The 16,683-nt window shown below is 57.3% G+C and carries 20 protein-coding genes; 15 read left to right on the top strand and 5 right to left on the bottom strand.

Annotated elements, in window-relative coordinates:
* Positions 1 to 2 precede the first annotated feature (2 nt).
* Positions 3 to 1,004 (bottom strand): cytochrome c oxidase subunit II, encoded by a 1,002-nt coding sequence (coxB, locus tag GRI35_RS07250; protein ID WP_160613546.1) that lies wholly within the window; start codon positions 1,002 to 1,004, stop codon positions 3 to 5.
* 183 nt (positions 1,005 to 1,187) lie between these two features.
* On the opposite strand from coxB, the gene pyrE reads away from it, so the two are divergent.
* The 10 genes from pyrE (at position 1,188) to GRI35_RS07200 (ending at position 7,722) form a co-directional block, all read left to right on the top strand.
* Positions 1,188 to 1,766: an orotate phosphoribosyltransferase gene (pyrE, locus tag GRI35_RS07245; RefSeq protein WP_160613545.1), complete on the top strand. Its 579-nt coding sequence runs from the start codon at positions 1,188 to 1,190 to the stop codon at positions 1,764 to 1,766.
* Positions 1,766 to 2,521 carry a pyridoxine 5'-phosphate synthase gene (locus GRI35_RS07240; RefSeq protein ID WP_160614800.1) on the top strand — a complete coding sequence of 252 codons (756 nt, stop codon included), beginning with the start codon at positions 1,766 to 1,768 and terminating at the stop codon, positions 2,519 to 2,521. The genes pyrE and GRI35_RS07240 overlap by 1 nt, the downstream gene beginning before the upstream one ends.
* On the top strand, positions 2,518 to 2,799 hold the full coding sequence (locus GRI35_RS07235) for a pyridoxal phosphate biosynthetic protein (RefSeq protein ID WP_160613544.1): 282 nt from the start codon (positions 2,518 to 2,520) through the stop codon (positions 2,797 to 2,799). The genes GRI35_RS07240 and GRI35_RS07235 overlap by 4 nt, the downstream gene beginning before the upstream one ends.
* Positions 2,796 to 3,203, top strand: coding sequence for a holo-ACP synthase (gene acpS, locus GRI35_RS07230; protein ID WP_160613543.1), 408 nt, complete (start codon positions 2,796 to 2,798; stop codon positions 3,201 to 3,203). Before GRI35_RS07235 ends, acpS begins: the two co-directional genes overlap by 4 nt.
* 3 nt (positions 3,204 to 3,206) lie before the next feature.
* Positions 3,207 to 4,103: a signal peptidase I gene (lepB, locus tag GRI35_RS07225; RefSeq protein WP_160613542.1), complete on the top strand. Its 897-nt coding sequence runs from the start codon at positions 3,207 to 3,209 to the stop codon at positions 4,101 to 4,103.
* Entirely contained in the window at positions 4,100 to 5,212 is a 1,113-nt protein-coding gene (locus tag GRI35_RS07220; RefSeq protein WP_160613541.1) for an AI-2E family transporter, read from the top strand. Before lepB ends, GRI35_RS07220 begins: the two co-directional genes overlap by 4 nt.
* The gene (locus tag GRI35_RS07215; protein ID WP_160613540.1) at positions 5,202 to 6,338 is read left to right on the top strand and encodes a DUF3089 domain-containing protein; all 1,137 of its coding nucleotides are present in this window, start codon (positions 5,202 to 5,204) and stop codon (positions 6,336 to 6,338) included. Before GRI35_RS07220 ends, GRI35_RS07215 begins: the two co-directional genes overlap by 11 nt.
* Positions 6,320 to 6,805, top strand: coding sequence for a Holliday junction resolvase RuvX (gene ruvX, locus GRI35_RS07210; protein ID WP_160613539.1), 486 nt, complete (start codon positions 6,320 to 6,322; stop codon positions 6,803 to 6,805). Before GRI35_RS07215 ends, ruvX begins: the two co-directional genes overlap by 19 nt.
* Before the next feature lie 73 nt (positions 6,806 to 6,878).
* Positions 6,879 to 7,328: a PaaI family thioesterase gene (locus tag GRI35_RS07205; RefSeq protein ID WP_160613538.1), complete on the top strand. Its 450-nt coding sequence runs from the start codon at positions 6,879 to 6,881 to the stop codon at positions 7,326 to 7,328.
* Complete coding sequence (locus GRI35_RS07200) at positions 7,321 to 7,722, top strand: PaaI family thioesterase (RefSeq protein WP_160613537.1); 402 nt, start codon at positions 7,321 to 7,323, stop codon at positions 7,720 to 7,722. The genes GRI35_RS07205 and GRI35_RS07200 overlap by 8 nt, the downstream gene beginning before the upstream one ends.
* 6 nt (positions 7,723 to 7,728) lie before the next feature.
* Here GRI35_RS07200 and GRI35_RS07195 read toward each other — a convergent pair whose 3' ends face one another.
* Positions 7,729 to 9,906: a transglycosylase domain-containing protein gene (locus tag GRI35_RS07195; RefSeq protein WP_160613536.1), complete on the bottom strand. Its 2,178-nt coding sequence runs from the start codon at positions 9,904 to 9,906 to the stop codon at positions 7,729 to 7,731.
* 148 nt (positions 9,907 to 10,054) lie between these two features.
* Here GRI35_RS07195 and GRI35_RS07190 point away from each other — a divergent pair, with 148 nt between their 5' ends.
* From GRI35_RS07190 to GRI35_RS07180, 3 genes are read left to right on the top strand one after another with little or no spacing between them, the layout of a single operon-like run.
* A complete protein-coding gene (locus tag GRI35_RS07190; RefSeq protein WP_160613535.1) occupies positions 10,055 to 10,615 on the top strand; it encodes a hypothetical protein in 561 nt (186 codons plus the stop codon).
* Between the two features lies 1 nt (position 10,616).
* Complete coding sequence (locus tag GRI35_RS07185) at positions 10,617 to 11,966, top strand: tetratricopeptide repeat protein (RefSeq protein ID WP_160613534.1); 1,350 nt, start codon at positions 10,617 to 10,619, stop codon at positions 11,964 to 11,966.
* A 48-nt stretch (positions 11,967 to 12,014) separates the two neighbouring features.
* Positions 12,015 to 12,689, top strand: coding sequence for a hypothetical protein (locus GRI35_RS07180; RefSeq protein WP_160613533.1), 675 nt, complete (start codon positions 12,015 to 12,017; stop codon positions 12,687 to 12,689).
* Between the two features lie 39 nt (positions 12,690 to 12,728).
* On the opposite strand, the gene cobS is transcribed toward GRI35_RS07180, so the two are convergent.
* Positions 12,729 to 13,712, bottom strand: coding sequence for a cobaltochelatase subunit CobS (cobS, locus tag GRI35_RS07175; RefSeq protein ID WP_160613532.1), 984 nt, complete (start codon positions 13,710 to 13,712; stop codon positions 12,729 to 12,731).
* Between the two features lie 93 nt (positions 13,713 to 13,805).
* Entirely contained in the window at positions 13,806 to 14,477 is a 672-nt protein-coding gene (locus tag GRI35_RS07170) for a cupin domain-containing protein (protein ID WP_160613531.1), read from the bottom strand.
* Positions 14,478 to 14,568: 91 nt separating this feature from the next.
* Here GRI35_RS07170 and GRI35_RS07165 point away from each other — a divergent pair, with 91 nt between their 5' ends.
* Both GRI35_RS07165 and GRI35_RS07160 read left to right on the top strand, forming a co-directional pair.
* A complete protein-coding gene (locus GRI35_RS07165; protein ID WP_160613530.1) occupies positions 14,569 to 15,411 on the top strand; it encodes an oxygenase MpaB family protein in 843 nt (280 codons plus the stop codon).
* Between the two features lie 48 nt (positions 15,412 to 15,459).
* Positions 15,460 to 16,089: a glutathione S-transferase family protein gene (locus tag GRI35_RS07160; protein WP_160613529.1), complete on the top strand. Its 630-nt coding sequence runs from the start codon at positions 15,460 to 15,462 to the stop codon at positions 16,087 to 16,089.
* On the opposite strand, the gene GRI35_RS07155 is transcribed toward GRI35_RS07160, so the two are convergent.
* Entirely contained in the window at positions 16,090 to 16,677 is a 588-nt protein-coding gene (locus GRI35_RS07155; protein ID WP_160613528.1) for a J domain-containing protein, read from the bottom strand. It abuts the gene before it with no gap.
* Positions 16,678 to 16,683: the final 6 nt, after the last annotated feature.

Here is a 16,683-nt window from a genome sequence, read left to right as displayed (position 1 = left end):
GCTTATTCAGCCGGTGCTGATTCTGCAGGAGCTTCCTCGGTGGATGCTTCTTCAGCCGGCGCTTCTACCGCAGCTTCTTCAGCACCGCCAACGGTGCCGCCCTGCGAAAGAACCCATGCATCGAACTGCTCGCGCGGAAGCGCTTCGACGGTGATCGGCATGTAGCCGTGACGGGCACCGCACAGCTCTGAACACTGGCCGTAATAGATGCCAGGCTCGTTGATCGTCAGCAGGCGCTCGTTCAAGCGGCCCGGTACGGCGTCCATCTTGAACCACAGCGATGGGACTGCGAATGCGTGGATCACGTCCGCCGCGGTTGTTTGCAAACGGATCGGCGTATTGGCGGGAAGAACCATGCGGTTATCCACTGCAAGCTGTGCAGGTTCACCGCGCGCGATTGCCTCTTCTTCAGGCAGCATATTCGAAATGATCTCGAAGCCGCCATTATCGGGATAGGTGTACCCCCAATACCACTGATAACCGGTTGCTTTGACAGTGACGGCATCCTCGGGCGGGGTTTCGTACTGGCGCGCCAGCAGAGTGATTGATGGGATCGCAATCCCCACCAGAATCAGCACAGGTACCAGCGTCCACACCACTTCGATGAACGTGTTGTGCGTCGTTTTCGAGGGCTCCGGGTTGGCCTTGCGGCGATAGCGAACAACAACCCACAGAAGCAGGCCCAGCACGAACAGGCTGATCGCGGTGATAACCGGCATCAACAAATATGTGTGCATCTTGTACGCGAACTGGCCGTCGTCGGTATATTGCGGCTGGAAATCGATTCCGCCATCAACCGGCTGACCCTTAATCCACTCAGGACCGAGCGGAGTGTAGCCCGGCGTTGCAGCAGCAGGCGCTTCAGCCGCAGCCTCGACCGCAGCAGGCGCTTCCGCTGCTTCATCCTGCGCAATTGCCGCTTGTGGCGTGAGAGCCAGCAGAGCCGCTGCCCACAGCGTTGTTACAATCCGAAGAGTCCGACGGGACCAATCACCAAGAGCCATTATGTTGACGCTTTCCGTTTATTGTTTGGAGCCACGATGTGTAGCCCAGACGATCCCCAACGGGGTACTATTCTGCCGCGCCTATACGCATGGTTGCCCACTGCCTCAAGCGCTTCTAGGAGAAAAATCCGCAAGTCACGTTGCTCAATGGGCAACCATCAACAGGATTACCAGCGTTTTACTATGACAGAAGACGACGTTCTTTCCGAATTCCGCGCCAGCGAAGCGCTGCTCGAAGGCCACTTCAAACTGTCCTCCGGACGGCATAGCGGGCATTATTTGCAATGCGCGCGGGTACTGATGGACCCGATGCGGGCCAGCCGACTCGCAGCGGCATTGGCAGCGAAACTGCCGCGCGAGATCCGCAGCGCCATTGACGTGGTTATCTCCCCGGCCATGGGCGGCATCATCATCGGCCATGAAATGGGCCGCGCGCTCGGTAAGGAAGCCATGTTTCTTGAGCGCCCTGACGGGACCTTCGGCCTGCGCCGCGGATTCGCAATCGAGAAAGGTGCAAAGATCATCGTCGTCGAAGATGTCGTCACAACCGGCTTGTCTTCCAAAGAAGCAATGAAAGCTGTGGAAGACGCTGGCGGCGAGGTCCTGGCGCTGGTGTCTGTGGTCAACCGGACCGGCGGCGATGTCAGCTTCGACGTGCCTTATCACGCATTGGTCGAGATCACCTTCCCGACTTACGCCGATGATGAAGTGCCTGCCGAACTCGCAGCCATTCCCGTTACCAAACCGGGAAGCCGTAAATGATGACGAGTTCCCACAAGCCCCACCCCTTAAGATTGGGCGTCAACATCGATCACGTCGCGACTATCCGCAATGCGCGCGGCGGCGATCATCCTGATCCGGTGCGCGCAGCAGAGATCGTCGCTGCGGTCGGTGGCGACGGAATTACCGCGCATTTGCGCGAAGACCGGCGGCATATCCGCGATGATGACCTAAAGCGTATTCAGGACGCGACCAACCTTCCGCTCAATCTGGAAATGGCCGCAACTGACGAGATGCTGGAGATTGCCATTCGCCACAAACCGCACGCCGCATGTATTGTGCCGGAAAAGCGTGAGGAACGCACCACCGAAGGCGGCCTCGATGCCACAGGTCAGCACAACCGGATTGCCCCAATCGTATCGCAACTGGCCGACGCAGGCATACGCGTGAGCCTGTTCATCGAAGCGGACGAGCGGCAATTGGAAGCCGCTTTGCGACTCGGCGCGCCAGTGGTGGAGTTCCACACCGGCGAATATGCACACGCGCATCTCGATGGTGACCGCGATCTTCTTGCCTCCGAATTGAAACGCATCGCCGATATGTCCGCCCTCGCCGCGAAAAACGGAATCGAGCCACATGCCGGCCACGGTCTGACATATGAGAATGTCCAACCGATCGCGGCCATCCCGCAATTGGCCGAACTCAATATCGGGCACTATCTGATGGGCGAAGCAATCTTTGTCGGTCTGGAAAACGCCGTTCGCAAAATGCGCGATCTGATGGACGATGCAAGGTGAGCGATGCACCGGCAAAACTGACGGGCGAACAGAAACGCTGGGCAATCAGCGCCGCCGCGATCTTCGTTCTGTCGATTGGATTCCTCGGATATGCGCTCAACACGCGGGTCTTGGTGACGTTCGCTATCGGCTGGGTCGCGTTGCAGATCTTCGGCTATGTCGGATCGATCAAGCGAGCCAATGGCGACTTCTCTCACCCATTGTTCAAAAGCCAGGTGATGCTGAATGTGATCGCGCTCAGCCTGCTCATTGCGCTTTTTCTTCGGGGGACGGCATGATTATCGGCCTTGGATCAGACCTTTGCAATATCGATCGGATTGCCAAAGCGCTCGACCGCCATGGTGAGCGGTTCGAGAAACGCAGCTTCACCGAAGTCGAACGCGCCAAAGCGGCCAAACGCCCCTACACCCGCGCGGGAACCTATGCGAAGCGGTTCGCCGCAAAAGAAGCATTCTCCAAAGCGGTCGGCACCGGTTTCTATCGCGGCGTCTACATGAAGGATATCGGCGTGGTGAACGCCAAGTCGGGCGCCCCCACTCTCGCTCTCACCAATGGAGCGGCTACGCGGCTTGCGGAATTGACGCCGGATGGGCATGAAGCCGTCATTCATCTTACTCTCACCGATGATCATCCATGGGCGCAAGCATTCGTGATTATCGAGGCCGTTCCCAAAGCATCCTAGACCATGAGCACTGACACCCCAATTGTGACCGACAATTCTGAAACCGATTCCGGCGATAGTGCCGCGAAAGTAAACTGGCTCGCCGAATTTCGCGGGTTAGCGCTAATGCTGCTCGCTGTGCTGGCCTTCCACAGCTTTATCGCAAAGCCTTTCTATATTCCTAGCGCGTCGATGGTGCCCAATCTGCTGGTGGGGGACCGATTGGTGGTTAGCAAATATCCCTATGGCTGGTCATGGGCGTCCGCATCATTTCACCTGTTGCCGCGCAGTGAAACGCGCATTTGGGCAGATACGCCCGAATATGGCGACATCGTGATCCCGGTCCATCCGGATCGCGATGAAGACTATATCAAACGTGTGGTTGCACGTCCGGGTGACCGCTTCGAAGTGCGCAAAGGACAGATCATTTTGAATGGCCAGCCGGTGAAGCAGGAAATGGAGCCCCCCCTGCGCATTCCTATCGATGCCAACATGCCGTGTGATTTCGGATACGACATGGAGAACGGTGCGCCGTTCGACTACAAAGTGACATTGCCCGATGGGCGGATTGCCTGCGAACCACCCATCCAGCGCGAGACAATGCCCAACGGAGCGTCCTATCTGATCATTGACCACAACACCCAATCTTCGGATGATTTTGCCGAGATCACAATTCCGGAAGGTCATGTTTTCGTGATGGGCGACAATCGCGACCATTCAGCTGACGGCCGCGACTTCAGCGGCAATGGCTTGAGCGGCCCGATCCCGCTGGAAAATATTGGCGGAAGGGCGGAATTTATAACTTTCTCGCTTGACGGTAGCACAAGCTGGAACCCGATTAGCTGGTGGACATCCTTGCGCGGCGGGCGGGCGTGGACCACTCTGCGACCTGCAATTGCCGAGGGAGCAGACCAAGAGTGAGCCGTAAACGCGAACAATCAGACGAAAATCTTGGCACCAGCCCATCGCGTATTTCCAGCCCGGAACTGCGTTTCGAAGCGCAGCGCGCATTTGTGTGGGCAGCGGTTATCGGCTCGGTCGTGCTCGCTCTCTACATATCGCAGGCGCTGTTGATCATCTTCGGGGCGCTCGTGGTCGCATCCATGATCGATGGTGGTGCTCGCTTACTCGGCCGGGTGCTGCCCATTCCGCGGACATGGCGAATATCGTTGGTGCTCCTGGCTGCGGTCGGGTTTTTATACTGGCTTGTGACCTACGCCGGATCGCAAATTTCGCAAGAAGCAGCGCAATTTCCAGCGATCATCCAGCAGCAAGCAGCCGTCGCTTTTGAATGGTTGCGCGGCCAAGGCTTCGCGATAGATGCGCCGGATTTCCAGGCACTTTTGACCAATCTGATGAGCGGCGTGGGCACAGTCACGCGGGCGATCAGCGGCCTCCTGGGCTGGCTCACCACATTGCTGTTGGTCTCAATCATCGGGATCTATCTGGCGTTCGAGCCGCGCATGTATGAACGCGGCGTGGCGTGGATGCTACCCGCCCATCGCCGCAGCGAATTCTTCGAGACCGCTTCACAAATGGGGCGGACAATGCGCCGCCTGATGGCTGGCCGGCTCGTTGGCATGGTGTTCGAGGGAGTTTTTACTTACGTGATGCTGGCCGGCGTCGGTCCGCTAATCGGAATTGGGACTGTGCCCATGGCGGCCCTGCTTGCGATTCTGACCGGACTGCTGGCGTTTATTCCCAATCTCGGCGCGATACTGTCGGGCGTTTTGATGGTGCTGGTCGGCTTTTCCGGCGGAACCGATATGGGACTCTACACGATCTTCGTCTATTTTCTGGTCCAGAATGTCGATGGCTATCTGGTAATCCCGCTCATCGCTCGGAAAACTGTTGATCTCGCCCCTGCCCTGGTCCTGTCATCGCAGCTTATTATGGGCATCCTGTTCGGTATCTTGGGCCTGTTCCTTGCCGATCCGCTGCTTGCGATGATCAAAGTGGCGCTTCAACGCCGGGCCGAGCAAAACCAGAACGAAGACGAAAACGCTAAGGAAGCCATAAATGGCACGTAAGTTTCTCTATTTTATCGCGTTCCTGATCGTGTTGGCGATTGCCGCTTTCTTCGTTCTGCGCATCTGGTCGCAGGAACTGACCGAATACGCGTTTGTGCCACGCGAGGAGTTCGACGAACAGGCACCACTCGAAGAAAATGCCTACCAGGACCCCGCAATGTGGTTCTCGCGCCCTGGAATTGGAATCAGCGATCCGGCGCGCTGGCAACCTCCGACACGCGCGCGCGACCGCATGGTACCCAAACCGGCTGATCCGAAACAAGATTTCGCAGTATTCTTCATCCATCCGACCAGCTTCCTCGACAGCGGATCGTGGAATGCGCCATTGGATGACGCGGAATCGCAGCGCATTGCCAAAATCTATGTGCGCGGCATGGCCAGCCCGTTCAATCAGGCATCGGAAATCTGGGCACCGCGCTATCGCCAAGCCACAATGGGCGCATTTCTCGCCGACTCTGCGGATGCCGAACAAGCTATCGAAGCCGCTTATGATGACGTGAAGCAGGCCTATGCATTCTTTCTGACCAGCGTGGATGCCGACACGCCCATCGTTCTCGTAGGCCATAGCCAAGGTTCGCTCCATTTGCTTCGCCTGCTGCGCGAAGAAATCGCGACTTCCGATGCGAAGAGCCGGGTTGCCGCCGCATACGCCATTGGCTGGCCCATTTCGGTCGAGCATGATTTGCCTCTATTGGGCTTCCCTGCATGCGCAACGCCGCTGCAGGCTGGCTGTGTGCTGAGCTGGTCGAGTTTCGCAGAGCCAGCTGGCCCCAAGCAAGTGCTCGACAGCTATCGGCTTTCGACCGGATTTGACGGCGAGCTGCGCGGCGATAGCGCGATCCTGTGTACCAATCCGCTAACGGGCGAAATTGGCGGTGAGGCTGCGAAAGAGCTGAATGCCGGCACACTGGTGCCAGAGGCAGATTTCTCATCGGGCGAGTTAGTCCCCGGCGCAGTCCCCGCACGATGCGACGAGCGCGGCTTGCTGCTCATTGGCGATCCGCCTGAGATGGGGAACTATGTTCTCCCGGGTAACAATTATCACGTCTATGATATTCCGCTGTTCTGGCAGAACGTCCAATATGATGTAGAGCGCCGGGTCGCAGCATGGAACACAGCGCCCTGATTACTGATAGCGCCGCTGATCTGCGCGAGGCCTTGCCCGATGGCGGAGCATTGCTGGCGCTCGACCTCGGCACCAAGACGATCGGTACCGCAACCTGTGATGCCGGATGGCAATTTGCAACTGCAGGCAAGACACTGGAACGCGGCAAGTTTGGCCGCGATAAGGAACGGCTGGCCGAGATCATCCGCGAACGCTCTGTCCGCGCTATCGTAATCGGCCTCCCGCGCAATATGGACGGCAGCGAGGGATCGCGTGCGCAGGCCAGCCGCGCCTATGCCCGCAATCTTTCTACCGCGTTTGAACTGCCGGTCCTGCTGTGGGATGAACGCTGGTCCACCACCTCGGCCGAGCGCGATATGATCGGGCAGGATATGAGCCGCCGCAAACGCTCCGAACGGATCGACAGCCACGCAGCCGCAGTGTTCCTGCAAGGCGCGATTGATGCGCTGGCAGGCGGTATACTCTAAAAGCTGCGCCTCACCACGCCGCCTGTTAAATTAAAAGATTGAAATGGGTTGGGAGACCTTACAGAGCAATTCCATGGCCAAAGAGCTTCCCCCGTTTGATCCGGCAAAGACCGCACAATTCCTGATGCGACATGGCCATTCGGCCAAGCTGGGCTTGATATTCCGCGATCACGGAACCGATTGGGTGGAGCTGGAATTGCCTTGGCGCGAGGATCTGGTCGGTGAAGTGGAGCGAAAGATACTCGCCTCAGGTCCGATCATAAGCATGCTCGATATGGCATCAGGTCTTTCGATCTGGACCAGACATGGCACGTTCGCTCCGGTTGCGACGCTCGACCTTCGCGTCGATTACCAGCGTCCGGCCCGTGAACGCAGTTCGGTTTTTGGTAGGGTAGAATGCTATAAGCTGTCCAAATCCGCAGCATTTGTGCGCGGCGTCGCCCATGACGGCGATCCGGATGATACGGTGGCAACCATGGCTGGTATCTTCATGACGATCGGTCAGGATTCGCGCAATGCCTGAGATTCCTCTGACACCCTATGCCCGTTCTCTGGGAATTTTCGTGCATGGTGAAGAGGACGGAGCGCCCGTTCTCGGCTTTGAATTCAGCAGCGATGTGGAGGGGCGCCCACAGCATCTTCATGGCGGCGCGACAAGCGGTTTGCTGGAAACCGCTGGCTATGCCCTGCTCCGCAAGGAACTGGAGCAGCTTGGCCGCGCGCATCGGCTCAAACCGATCAATATCACCGCACAGTTCCTATCGGCGGGCAAGCAAAAGACAACATACGCCAAAGCGCGGATCGTCAAGCTGGGGCGCCGCAACGCGAACATCTCGGTCGAGGCATGGCAAGATAATCGCGAGCGGCCGATTGCAACCGCGATTATGAATATTCTGATGGCAGAGCCGGACGCCTGACGCCTGCTAATCGGGCGTATCGATGTTCAGCCCGTCCTCGTCCAGCCGGATATCGATCGGCACTCCCTCAATCTCTGTTTCGAGCGTCACCCCCTCCCCGTCACGAATGCGCAGACGCGTGCCATTCTCACCGATCGGAATATCTTCCAGATCGGGTACATCCTGCGGTTGAACAGGACCCGAAGGATTGGCTTTGGGTGTTGGACGAGTGCGCTCGGGCGCGCCCAAAGCCTGCCGCATAAAGTCGCGCCAGATACGCGCAGGCAGCCCGCCACCGGTTACGCCATCTAATGGTGTATTGTCGTCATTTCCGACCCACACACCGACTACCAATTCATTCTCGCCTTCTCCGGCATATCCGACGAATAACGCATCTCGGTTGTTCTGAGTTGTCCCGGTTTTCCCGTAGTTTGGTCCGCTGAGCATCGCCGCACGTCCTGTACCATTATTCACTGCCGCACGAAGCATCTGCTCGAGATCGTCATGAACCGAACCCGGCAGGCTACCGGAGGAACTCCATAACCAATCGAACCAGCCTTCCTCCTCCGCTTCGAATGCACGCGGTTCGACCGGGAAACTGTTGGCTGCGATCCCGGCGTAGGCGGCAGTTAGTTCCAATAGCGTCACCGTCGAGGATCCCAATGCCACGCTTGGATCGCCAGCGGGCAACGCCGAATCCAGGCCCAGATCGCGCGCGGTATTTCTTACCGCCTCATCGCCCAGTTGGTTGAACAAGCGGACAGCGGCAACATTGCTGGATTGCGCAAATGCTTGCTCGAGAGTCAGCGTGTCGGAGTAGTTACCGCGATAGTTCTGCGGCCGATAACTTCCGGCCGTGATTTCTGTATTATCAACCGGATCATCAGGTTGCATCCCGGCTTCCAGCGCCGCCAGATAGACAAAGAGCTTGAATGTCGATCCCGGTTGACGCTTCGCCTGTGTTGCCCGGTTGAACGGCGATTTTGCATAATCCTTGCCGCCGATCATAGCGACAACTTCACCATCCGGGCGCATAGCAACCAAAGCAACCTGCGCATTACCCAACTTGGCGCTCCCGGTTACGCGCCGCGCAATACTCTGAAGGCGTGAATCCAGCGTCGTCGTGTATGTCTGACTCGCATAGCCGGAGTCCGATAATTTGCGCACTTCCGGCAGGGCCCAGTCAGCAAAGTATGTTCCTGTCGGGACATCATTCTTGGCCCGTGCATCGATCACAGGGTTGGGCATAGCGTCGGCTTCAGCCTGTGTCAGATATCCTGCCGCGACCATCGATTTGACGACCAACTGCATGCGCTTTTCAGCGCGATCATAATGCCGCGTCGGCGCATAGCGGGAGGGAGCCTGCACCAGGCCCGCCAACATGGCCGCTTGCTCGGGCTTGAGATTTTCTGGCTTGCGATAGAAATAATGCAGCGATGCAGCGCGCAGACCGTAGACGTTGTCTCCGAAATAGACGTTGGACAGATACCGTTCGAGGATCTCTTCCTTGGTCAACCAAGTCTCCAGCCAAAACGCGATCAGCATCTCTCGTGCTTTACGGCTCAGGCTGCGCTCGGGTGTAAGGAAGCTGTTCTTGGCGAGTTGCTGTGTAATCGTGCTGCCTCCGCCGACGCCGGTCCACATAGCCCGCGCAATTCCGCGCGGATCAACACCCCAATGGGTGAAGAACCGCCTGTCTTCGATGGCGATGAAGGATTCTACCACATGATCGGGTAATGCCTTCAGATCGATCGGTTCGTCGGTGATCGCGCCATTGCGTGCAATCGGTGTTCCGTCAGCCGCGAGCAGTGTGATTTGCGGCGCAGCAATCGGCTCTAGCGACTTTGACAGCGGCGCGGTTATCGCCAACCATGCAACAATCGCAATGAGCAGCGCGAAGATCGCCGCCAGGGTCCGCACTGCCCACCAACGCTTGCGGCGTTGCTTCCAGTAACGCGGCTGCCACCAGCTCTGCTTGCGGCGCTCTAAATCGGCGGCTTTGCGATCAACCTGATCGAGCCGTGAGTCCCAGGCATCATAGTCCGGAGTGGGTGTGCCCGAGCGATAGACGACATCATCATCGCCCTCATCGTCCCAATCGGCACCATAGGGTTCCTGCAACGCGAAATAGCGATTGTCCGATGGATCAACCTCTTCACGAGACTTTCCTCCAAAGGGCCAGAATCTGGAAAACCGCGAAGCCATCGGCGACTGTATTACATAAACAACACAGCCTTGGCGAGAGGATTCGTCACTGCAGCTTCGTGCGCAAAGTGAATGTCGTGATTTTACAAGGTTCCGAGCAGTTTGCTATCTATCCTCGACCTAGTCGAGATTTGCTGGAGGGCATCACATGGAATATCGTTCGCTCAAAGCCGCATCGCTGGCGATAGGGCTACTGGCTAGCTGCGGCGCTATCGGCCTTGCCCTGACAAGCGCTGCTACAGCGCAAGACGCAGCGACCGATCAACACCCGATAAACGAGATTACCGGCCATTACGCGGGCACTTTCATTTGCGGTTTCGGTGAAGTCGGGATGACATTAACAATCAACGATGCCGGGCCCGCTCCCGAAGACGCGCTGCCCGGGCAATGCCGCTCCGGTGCTGGCCCCTGCAATGATGCGCGTGCGTTTCGGCTAGCCAGCCTACGTTCGATTGACGGCGTATTGAACTTCTTTCCCACCGCGGCAAACCCGGACGCGAAGGCCGGTTCGTTCAAAGTTAGCGGGCTTGCCGAGATAGCGAATGCACCCGCGTACCAGATCGAACTCAAACCGGGCGAATGGATCGAAAAACCCGAACGCTTCGGAGCATCCGCGATGGAAGCAACCATTGTCGATGGGGAGATGGTGGGCAAACCCACCGCGCCGGGTTGCTATACCTTGCGGCTGCGCAAACTGAGCGGAGTTTGAAATGATGAAACACATTACGCAAACCATAATGGCAGGTATCGTTGCCGTTTCGCTGGGCTTAACGGCGCTTTCTGCTGCTCCAGCCCATGCGGAAACGGAAGCAGACGCGTTGGCCGAAGGTATCGAGGCCTACGATACATTCAAATATGACGAGGCTGCGGCCATCCTGAAACCGCTTGCCGATGCCGGTAATGCCGAAGCGCAATATCGGATCGCCTATCTTCATTTGCTGGGCAAAGGCGGAATGCCGGAATCACCGGAGCGTCTTTTCTCTTATGCTGAGAAAGCTGAAAAACAGGGTCACTTGGGCGCGCGTCTGATGGTAGCGGAAGCCTATCTCGAGGGAAGCGGGACTAAACAAAATATCGCCAAGGGTATCGAACTGACCCGGTCGGTGATCGCGGCGAAAACTGCCTCGAATGCCAACATCGCAGATGCTCACCTGACCATGGCATTCTTATATGAAGAAGGGATGGGCGTTGCCAAATCCCCCAAAAAGGCGGTCGAGCACTACAAGAAATCGCAGACAGCCAATTCTGACAAATTTACGCTGATTTATCTCGTCGATCTGCTCGATGACGGTCACGGCGGTAGCTTCGAGCAGGAAGTCGATTGGTATAGGCAACTCGCCGCATTCGGTAACGCGAGAGCCTTCGCAAAAATCAAAGCCCACGCAGATCAAGGCGATGCGCATTCACAATATATTGTCGGCAACGTTTATTACGGGGACCAGACTTTCGGCCTGCGCAACGCCACCAATATTGGCGATATTGAACGAAACGGTCAGCGCAATTGGGAATATTGGGAAAGAGCGGCCAAAGGCGGAATAGGCGAAGCGGCAGTTAAGTCCGTCGGTGCGTTTACCCGGGGAATGCCCGATAATGAACAACTGGCGAAAGCTGCCTATTGGCTCAAAAAAGCACCAACGATGAAGTTTCTGGACGAAAGCAATCGCGCCCAAGCCTTTATCGCTTTGGGGGACGCATATTTTTCCGGTCGACGAAGCGCAAGCATTCCCAAGGATCTAACGAAAGCTGAAGAACATTATCGTAAAGCCAAACACGGCGACGGTCTAAACGAAGTCGCCAAGGCGCACTTATATGCCAAGGACACAGCGAAAAATGTGCCAAAGGGTTTCGCACTGCTTCAGGAATGCGCAGCGCTGGATAACGCGAAATGCCAGTTTAACCTTGGCCTGAACTACGTTTTCGGATTGGGAACAGAGCGGTCATACGAGCAGGCTTTGAAATGGTTCGATTTGTCGGCCACCAATGGATATGCGCGTGGCAAGTCGTTCGCAGATGACCTGAGGCGCCGTGGGAAATTGCCCGACGTCAAACCCGACCAGTGAATTACATAATTGCGAGTTTTTCAACTTCTGCCTTCTCACGAGTCCATTATGACGTACTCTACCGCGGCCACAATAATCGCAGCGGCATTCGTGCTGACCCAACCCGTCAGCGCGCAGGAACTGCCGCCCTGCCCCTCTGGCAAAATCGGCGAGTGGGAATGGAACGCCACCGCAGAGCGCACCCGTATCTATTACAAGCAAGGCGAATGGAACCTTGGCCCGGATGTCGAGCTTACCGAGCTACCAGCGCAGAAAACTCCTGAGATCGAGCTCACGAAGATCGCGAAAACCGGTGAAGCGGCGGAACGCGCCTTCATCAATATCAGATACTTCCCTGCCGGTCTGACCGTGCGCGCACAGGGGCGCAATTTTCCGCTATTTGACAGCGAAGCCCACAAATACCGCGTGGGCATTGCGTCACAGGGAGGGAATGTAGACTTGGAGGTTACGACAGGATGGCGAGCACTTAGCCGTTACTCGTTCGGGGTTTTTGGCGGCTCAGCGACATTTGAAAGCCAAGACGCGCCGGCAAAGCTGGAAAAGCAGGTCAAAGGAAAAGGCATGCTGGGCTTGTTCCTCTTCCCGTCTTTCGAAAAGCTGAAAAACCCTGAGCCGGTCGCCATGCTGATTATGCCAGAAAACGGACGGATGGCAGCATGGCAGGCGGCTACCACCGCGCATCAAGCGCTTGCTGCGGCGCACGAGAAAGGGCCCGGCTGCTAGACTGTGCTACACAAGAATAACTGAGCCGGATCGATTGGGTTAAGCCGACCCGACAACGCTCTCAGGCAATTCCGTACCAAACACGCGCTGGTAATATTCAGCGACCAGCATCCGTTCTGCCTCGTCACATTTGTTGAGGAAGCTGAGGCGGAAGGCGAAACCGACATCGTTGAAAATCGCGGCGTTTTGCGCCCAGGTGATAACTGTACGCGGGCTCATCACGGTCGAGATATCGCCGTTCATAAAGCCTTGGCGCGTCAAATCCGCGACCTTGATCATGTCGGCAATCTGCTTCGGATCGCCCTTGGGATTTTTAGCCGTGACGATATCCTGCTCAACCTCTGCTGGCAGATAGTTCAGCGCGGTTACGATATTCCAACGGTCCATCTGGCCTTGGTTGATCGCTTGCGTACCATGATAGAGGCCGCTGGTGTCCCCCAGACCGACCGTGTTGGCTGTCGCGAACAGGCGGAAGCCCGCATCGGGACGGATTACGCGGTTTTGGTCAAGCAGGGTCAGCTTGCCTTCCGCTTCCAGAACGCGCTGGATCACGAACATCACATCAGGGCGGCCTGCGTCATATTCGTCGAATACAAGAGCAACGGGATGTTGGAGCGCCCAAGGCAGCAAGCCTTCGCGGAATTCGGTGACTTGCAAACCATCGCGCAGCACAATCGCGTCACGCCCGACCAGATCGATCCGGCTGATATGCGCGTCGAGGTTGATACGGATACATGGCCATTTCAGCCGCGCAGCGACTTGCTCGATATGCGTACTTTTACCCGTGCCGTGATAGCCCTGCACCATCACCCGGCGGTTATGCGCAAAGCCTGCCAGGATCGCCAATGTCGTGTCCGCATCGAAAACGTAGTTGGGATCGAGATCAGGCACGCGCTCATCCGCTTCGCTGAAAGCGGGCACTTGCCAATCGATGTCGACACCGAATGTGTCGCGCACATCGACGTTTGTGTCAGGCGCGGCGAGTGATGTCTTGGAGGTCGGGTCGAAGGTCTTGTCTGTCATATTGCGTGAACGCCTAGACGCGCATCGGGGTCCCTGCAAGCGCGGAAAGCGCAGTTGCACGCAGGAATTCTTGCAGGTGATTCAGCCGCAGAATTAGGGTGCCGTAACGTCAGTCAGGTGGCCGGTCTTGATCCACACCTTCGCACCATTTTTTCCGGCTTGGGCATCGAGCATATCGCCGGGCGGGATTCGCAGCCAACTATGCTTGCCCAGTTCCTCGCAATCGACGATCACTAGCCCGTCCAACACGAGCAATTCCGCACCGCCCGGAGCATCGAACGATCGCTGCGCATCAAACGCCCATTTCTCCACGAACACCGCCTCGCTCTCATCCTGATGGATAGTCGATGCCGATATACCTTTCTGCCCTTCGACTGGCGCAAGGTTCTCGGCGTCCAAATCGAGCGAAAACTGGTTCCGGCCATCGGGATCAAACTGCCATAGTTTCACGAAGATTGTGCAGCCCGGTTCCGATCTCGGCACATGATGTGTGCTCGGCGGATTGCGGACATAGGTTCCCACAGGATAGTCGCCATGCTCGTCCTGAAACACGCCTTCCAGCACGATGAATTCTTCACCGCCGTCATGTGTGTGTTCGGGAAAACTGCTGCCCGGCGTGTAACGGACGATGGAAGTGGCCCGCGCCACCTCCCCGCCGATCCGGTCGAGCATCCGGCGATCGACGCCCGCCATAGGGGACGGCACCCAATCGATCTGATCGCTGTGGACGACCACTCGTTTGTCGAAATCGGCATTGATCTTCATCAAATGGCTCCTTTGCCCTTCAACCCGAATTGGCGCCTGGGACTCATGAATTCAACTTGGTAGATTTTGGTTAGTACCCCATATTGGTCAGGTGTCCCGCCCGAGCCCATCCGAATTCCTCCGCAGCCGTTTGGTTGGCCGCGTCCGTGCGGTGTTCAACGACGTCGAGAAGGGGCAACAGCCAGTTCCGCCATCAGACGATGCTTTTTTCGTGAAGGACTCGCCAATCCGCTTGGTGCATGCGGATGCGGTATCGATGATGGTCGGCGGCATTCGCAGCCTGCTGTTGCAGATGCTGCACCCGCCTGCGCTGCAGGGCGTGCTCGATCATTCGAATTTTCGCGAAGATATGCATGGGCGTCTGCGGCGCACCGCCCGTTTTATTGCTATTACGACTTTCGGCCACCGGGATGAGGCTGACAAAATCATCGGGCGCGTAAATCGTATTCACGCCCAAGTCGGTGGCAAATTGCCAGGTGGCACTGCCTATTCGGCGCAGGATCCACGCACCCTTGCGTGGGTTCATGTGGCTGAAGCGCTTAGTTTTCTGGAAGCCTATCTGCACTATGTAAATCCGGCGATGCCTTCCGCCGATCAGGATGAGTATTTCCGGCAATTTGCAGTAATTGCACGGAAGTTGGGCGCCGATCCTGTGCCTGAAACCAAGGCTGACGCGGAAGCGCTGTTCAACGAATTTCGTGATCAACTCAAGAGCTCCGCTGAAGCACGTGCAGTGGCCGATCTTGTGCTCAACCAACGACCGAAAGGAACACCGCCCGGCGTTCAAACTATCCTCGGGACTGCTGCGGTCGACCTACTGCCATCTTTTGCGCGCCCGATGCTGGGGCTCAAACAGCCCGGCCTGTCCCTGCTCCCAACAAAAATCGCCACGCATACCGTCGGGCGAACGCTGAGGTGGGCCTTCAAACAATAGCCACATTCATGGAGCATCCTGCACCCTGGACCAGATGAGAGACGAACTATGGCAGATTACACATTTTTCACCAATCCGATGTCGCGCGGGCAGATCGTGCGTTGGGCACTGCATGAGGCAAATGCGGATTACGAGACCGAGCTGGTTGATTGGACGAATAAGCCGCAGGGGCTGCTCGATGCCAACCCGATGGGCAAAGTGCCGACGCTGGTGCACCACCATGGCGACCACACCCATGTGATTACCGAAGCCGCGGCGATTTGTGCCTATATCGCCGAGGTCAGTGCGCCGGATTTGCTCCCCAGCGACGAGGAGCGCGCATCCTATCTGCGCTGGATGTTCTTTGCTGCCGGACCGCTGGAGCAAGCGATCATCGCCAAATCGATGGGCTGGGATGTTCCAGATGGCAAAGAGGCTATGGCAGGTTTCGGCACCTATGAACGGACGGTCGAAACGCTCATCTCGGTGCTATCGGGTCGCGATTTTATCTGCGGAGACCGTTTCACGATGGCAGATGTCTATGTCGGTAGCCAAGTCGATTGGGGCTTGATGTTCCAGTCCCTGCCCGACGATCCTGTGTTCAAAGCCTACGCCGAACGCCTGCGCCAACGGCCGAAATACAAAGAAGCAAAAGGCATCGATATGGCTCTGATCGCAGAGGCTGAGAGCAATGGCTGACTAGCTAAACGCCACGCTTTTCCGCAAAAGCTGATACGCTTCGACTACCCTTCCTAGTCGTGCCTCGTGGCTTCGGTCGCCGCCATTGCGGTCGGGATGATATTGGCGAACAAGTTGCGAATAGCGGCGGCGCAGCCCCGCACGGTCGGTGTCGGTCTCTAGGCCCATTTCGGTGAGCGCTTCCTGCTCTCGCGGTGTGAAACGGCCATAGTCGGCCATACTACCAGCGGCACGTTTCTTGATACTGGCGGCGCGCCCGCTGATCGCTTCGAGCGGATCGTCAAAGTCAGCCCAGCGCGGCATGCCATCAACACCCGCATCGGCGCGGAATGCGCGGTTCTCGGTGCGCCAGTCGGCCAAGGGCGATTGCGCGGCGAAAATCTCGTCAGCATTCATCCCTTCGAACCAGTCATATCCGGCATTAAACTCGCGCACATGATCCAGGCAAAACCACAGATACTCGCCCGGCCCGTCAAATCCCGACCCGCGCGGTCCCGGAGCGCGAAACTCGCCAGGTTCGGTGCAACCATGTGCACGGCATTCTTGCCCCGCACTCTCAAACCGACCATGGAACCTGTCACCGCGCATAGCGTC

This window comes from Pontixanthobacter aestiaquae, from assembly GCF_009827455.1.
GTDB classification, from domain to species: domain Bacteria; phylum Pseudomonadota; class Alphaproteobacteria; order Sphingomonadales; family Sphingomonadaceae; genus Pontixanthobacter; species Pontixanthobacter aestiaquae.
This window is presented reverse-complemented; position numbering and strand designations above follow the sequence as displayed.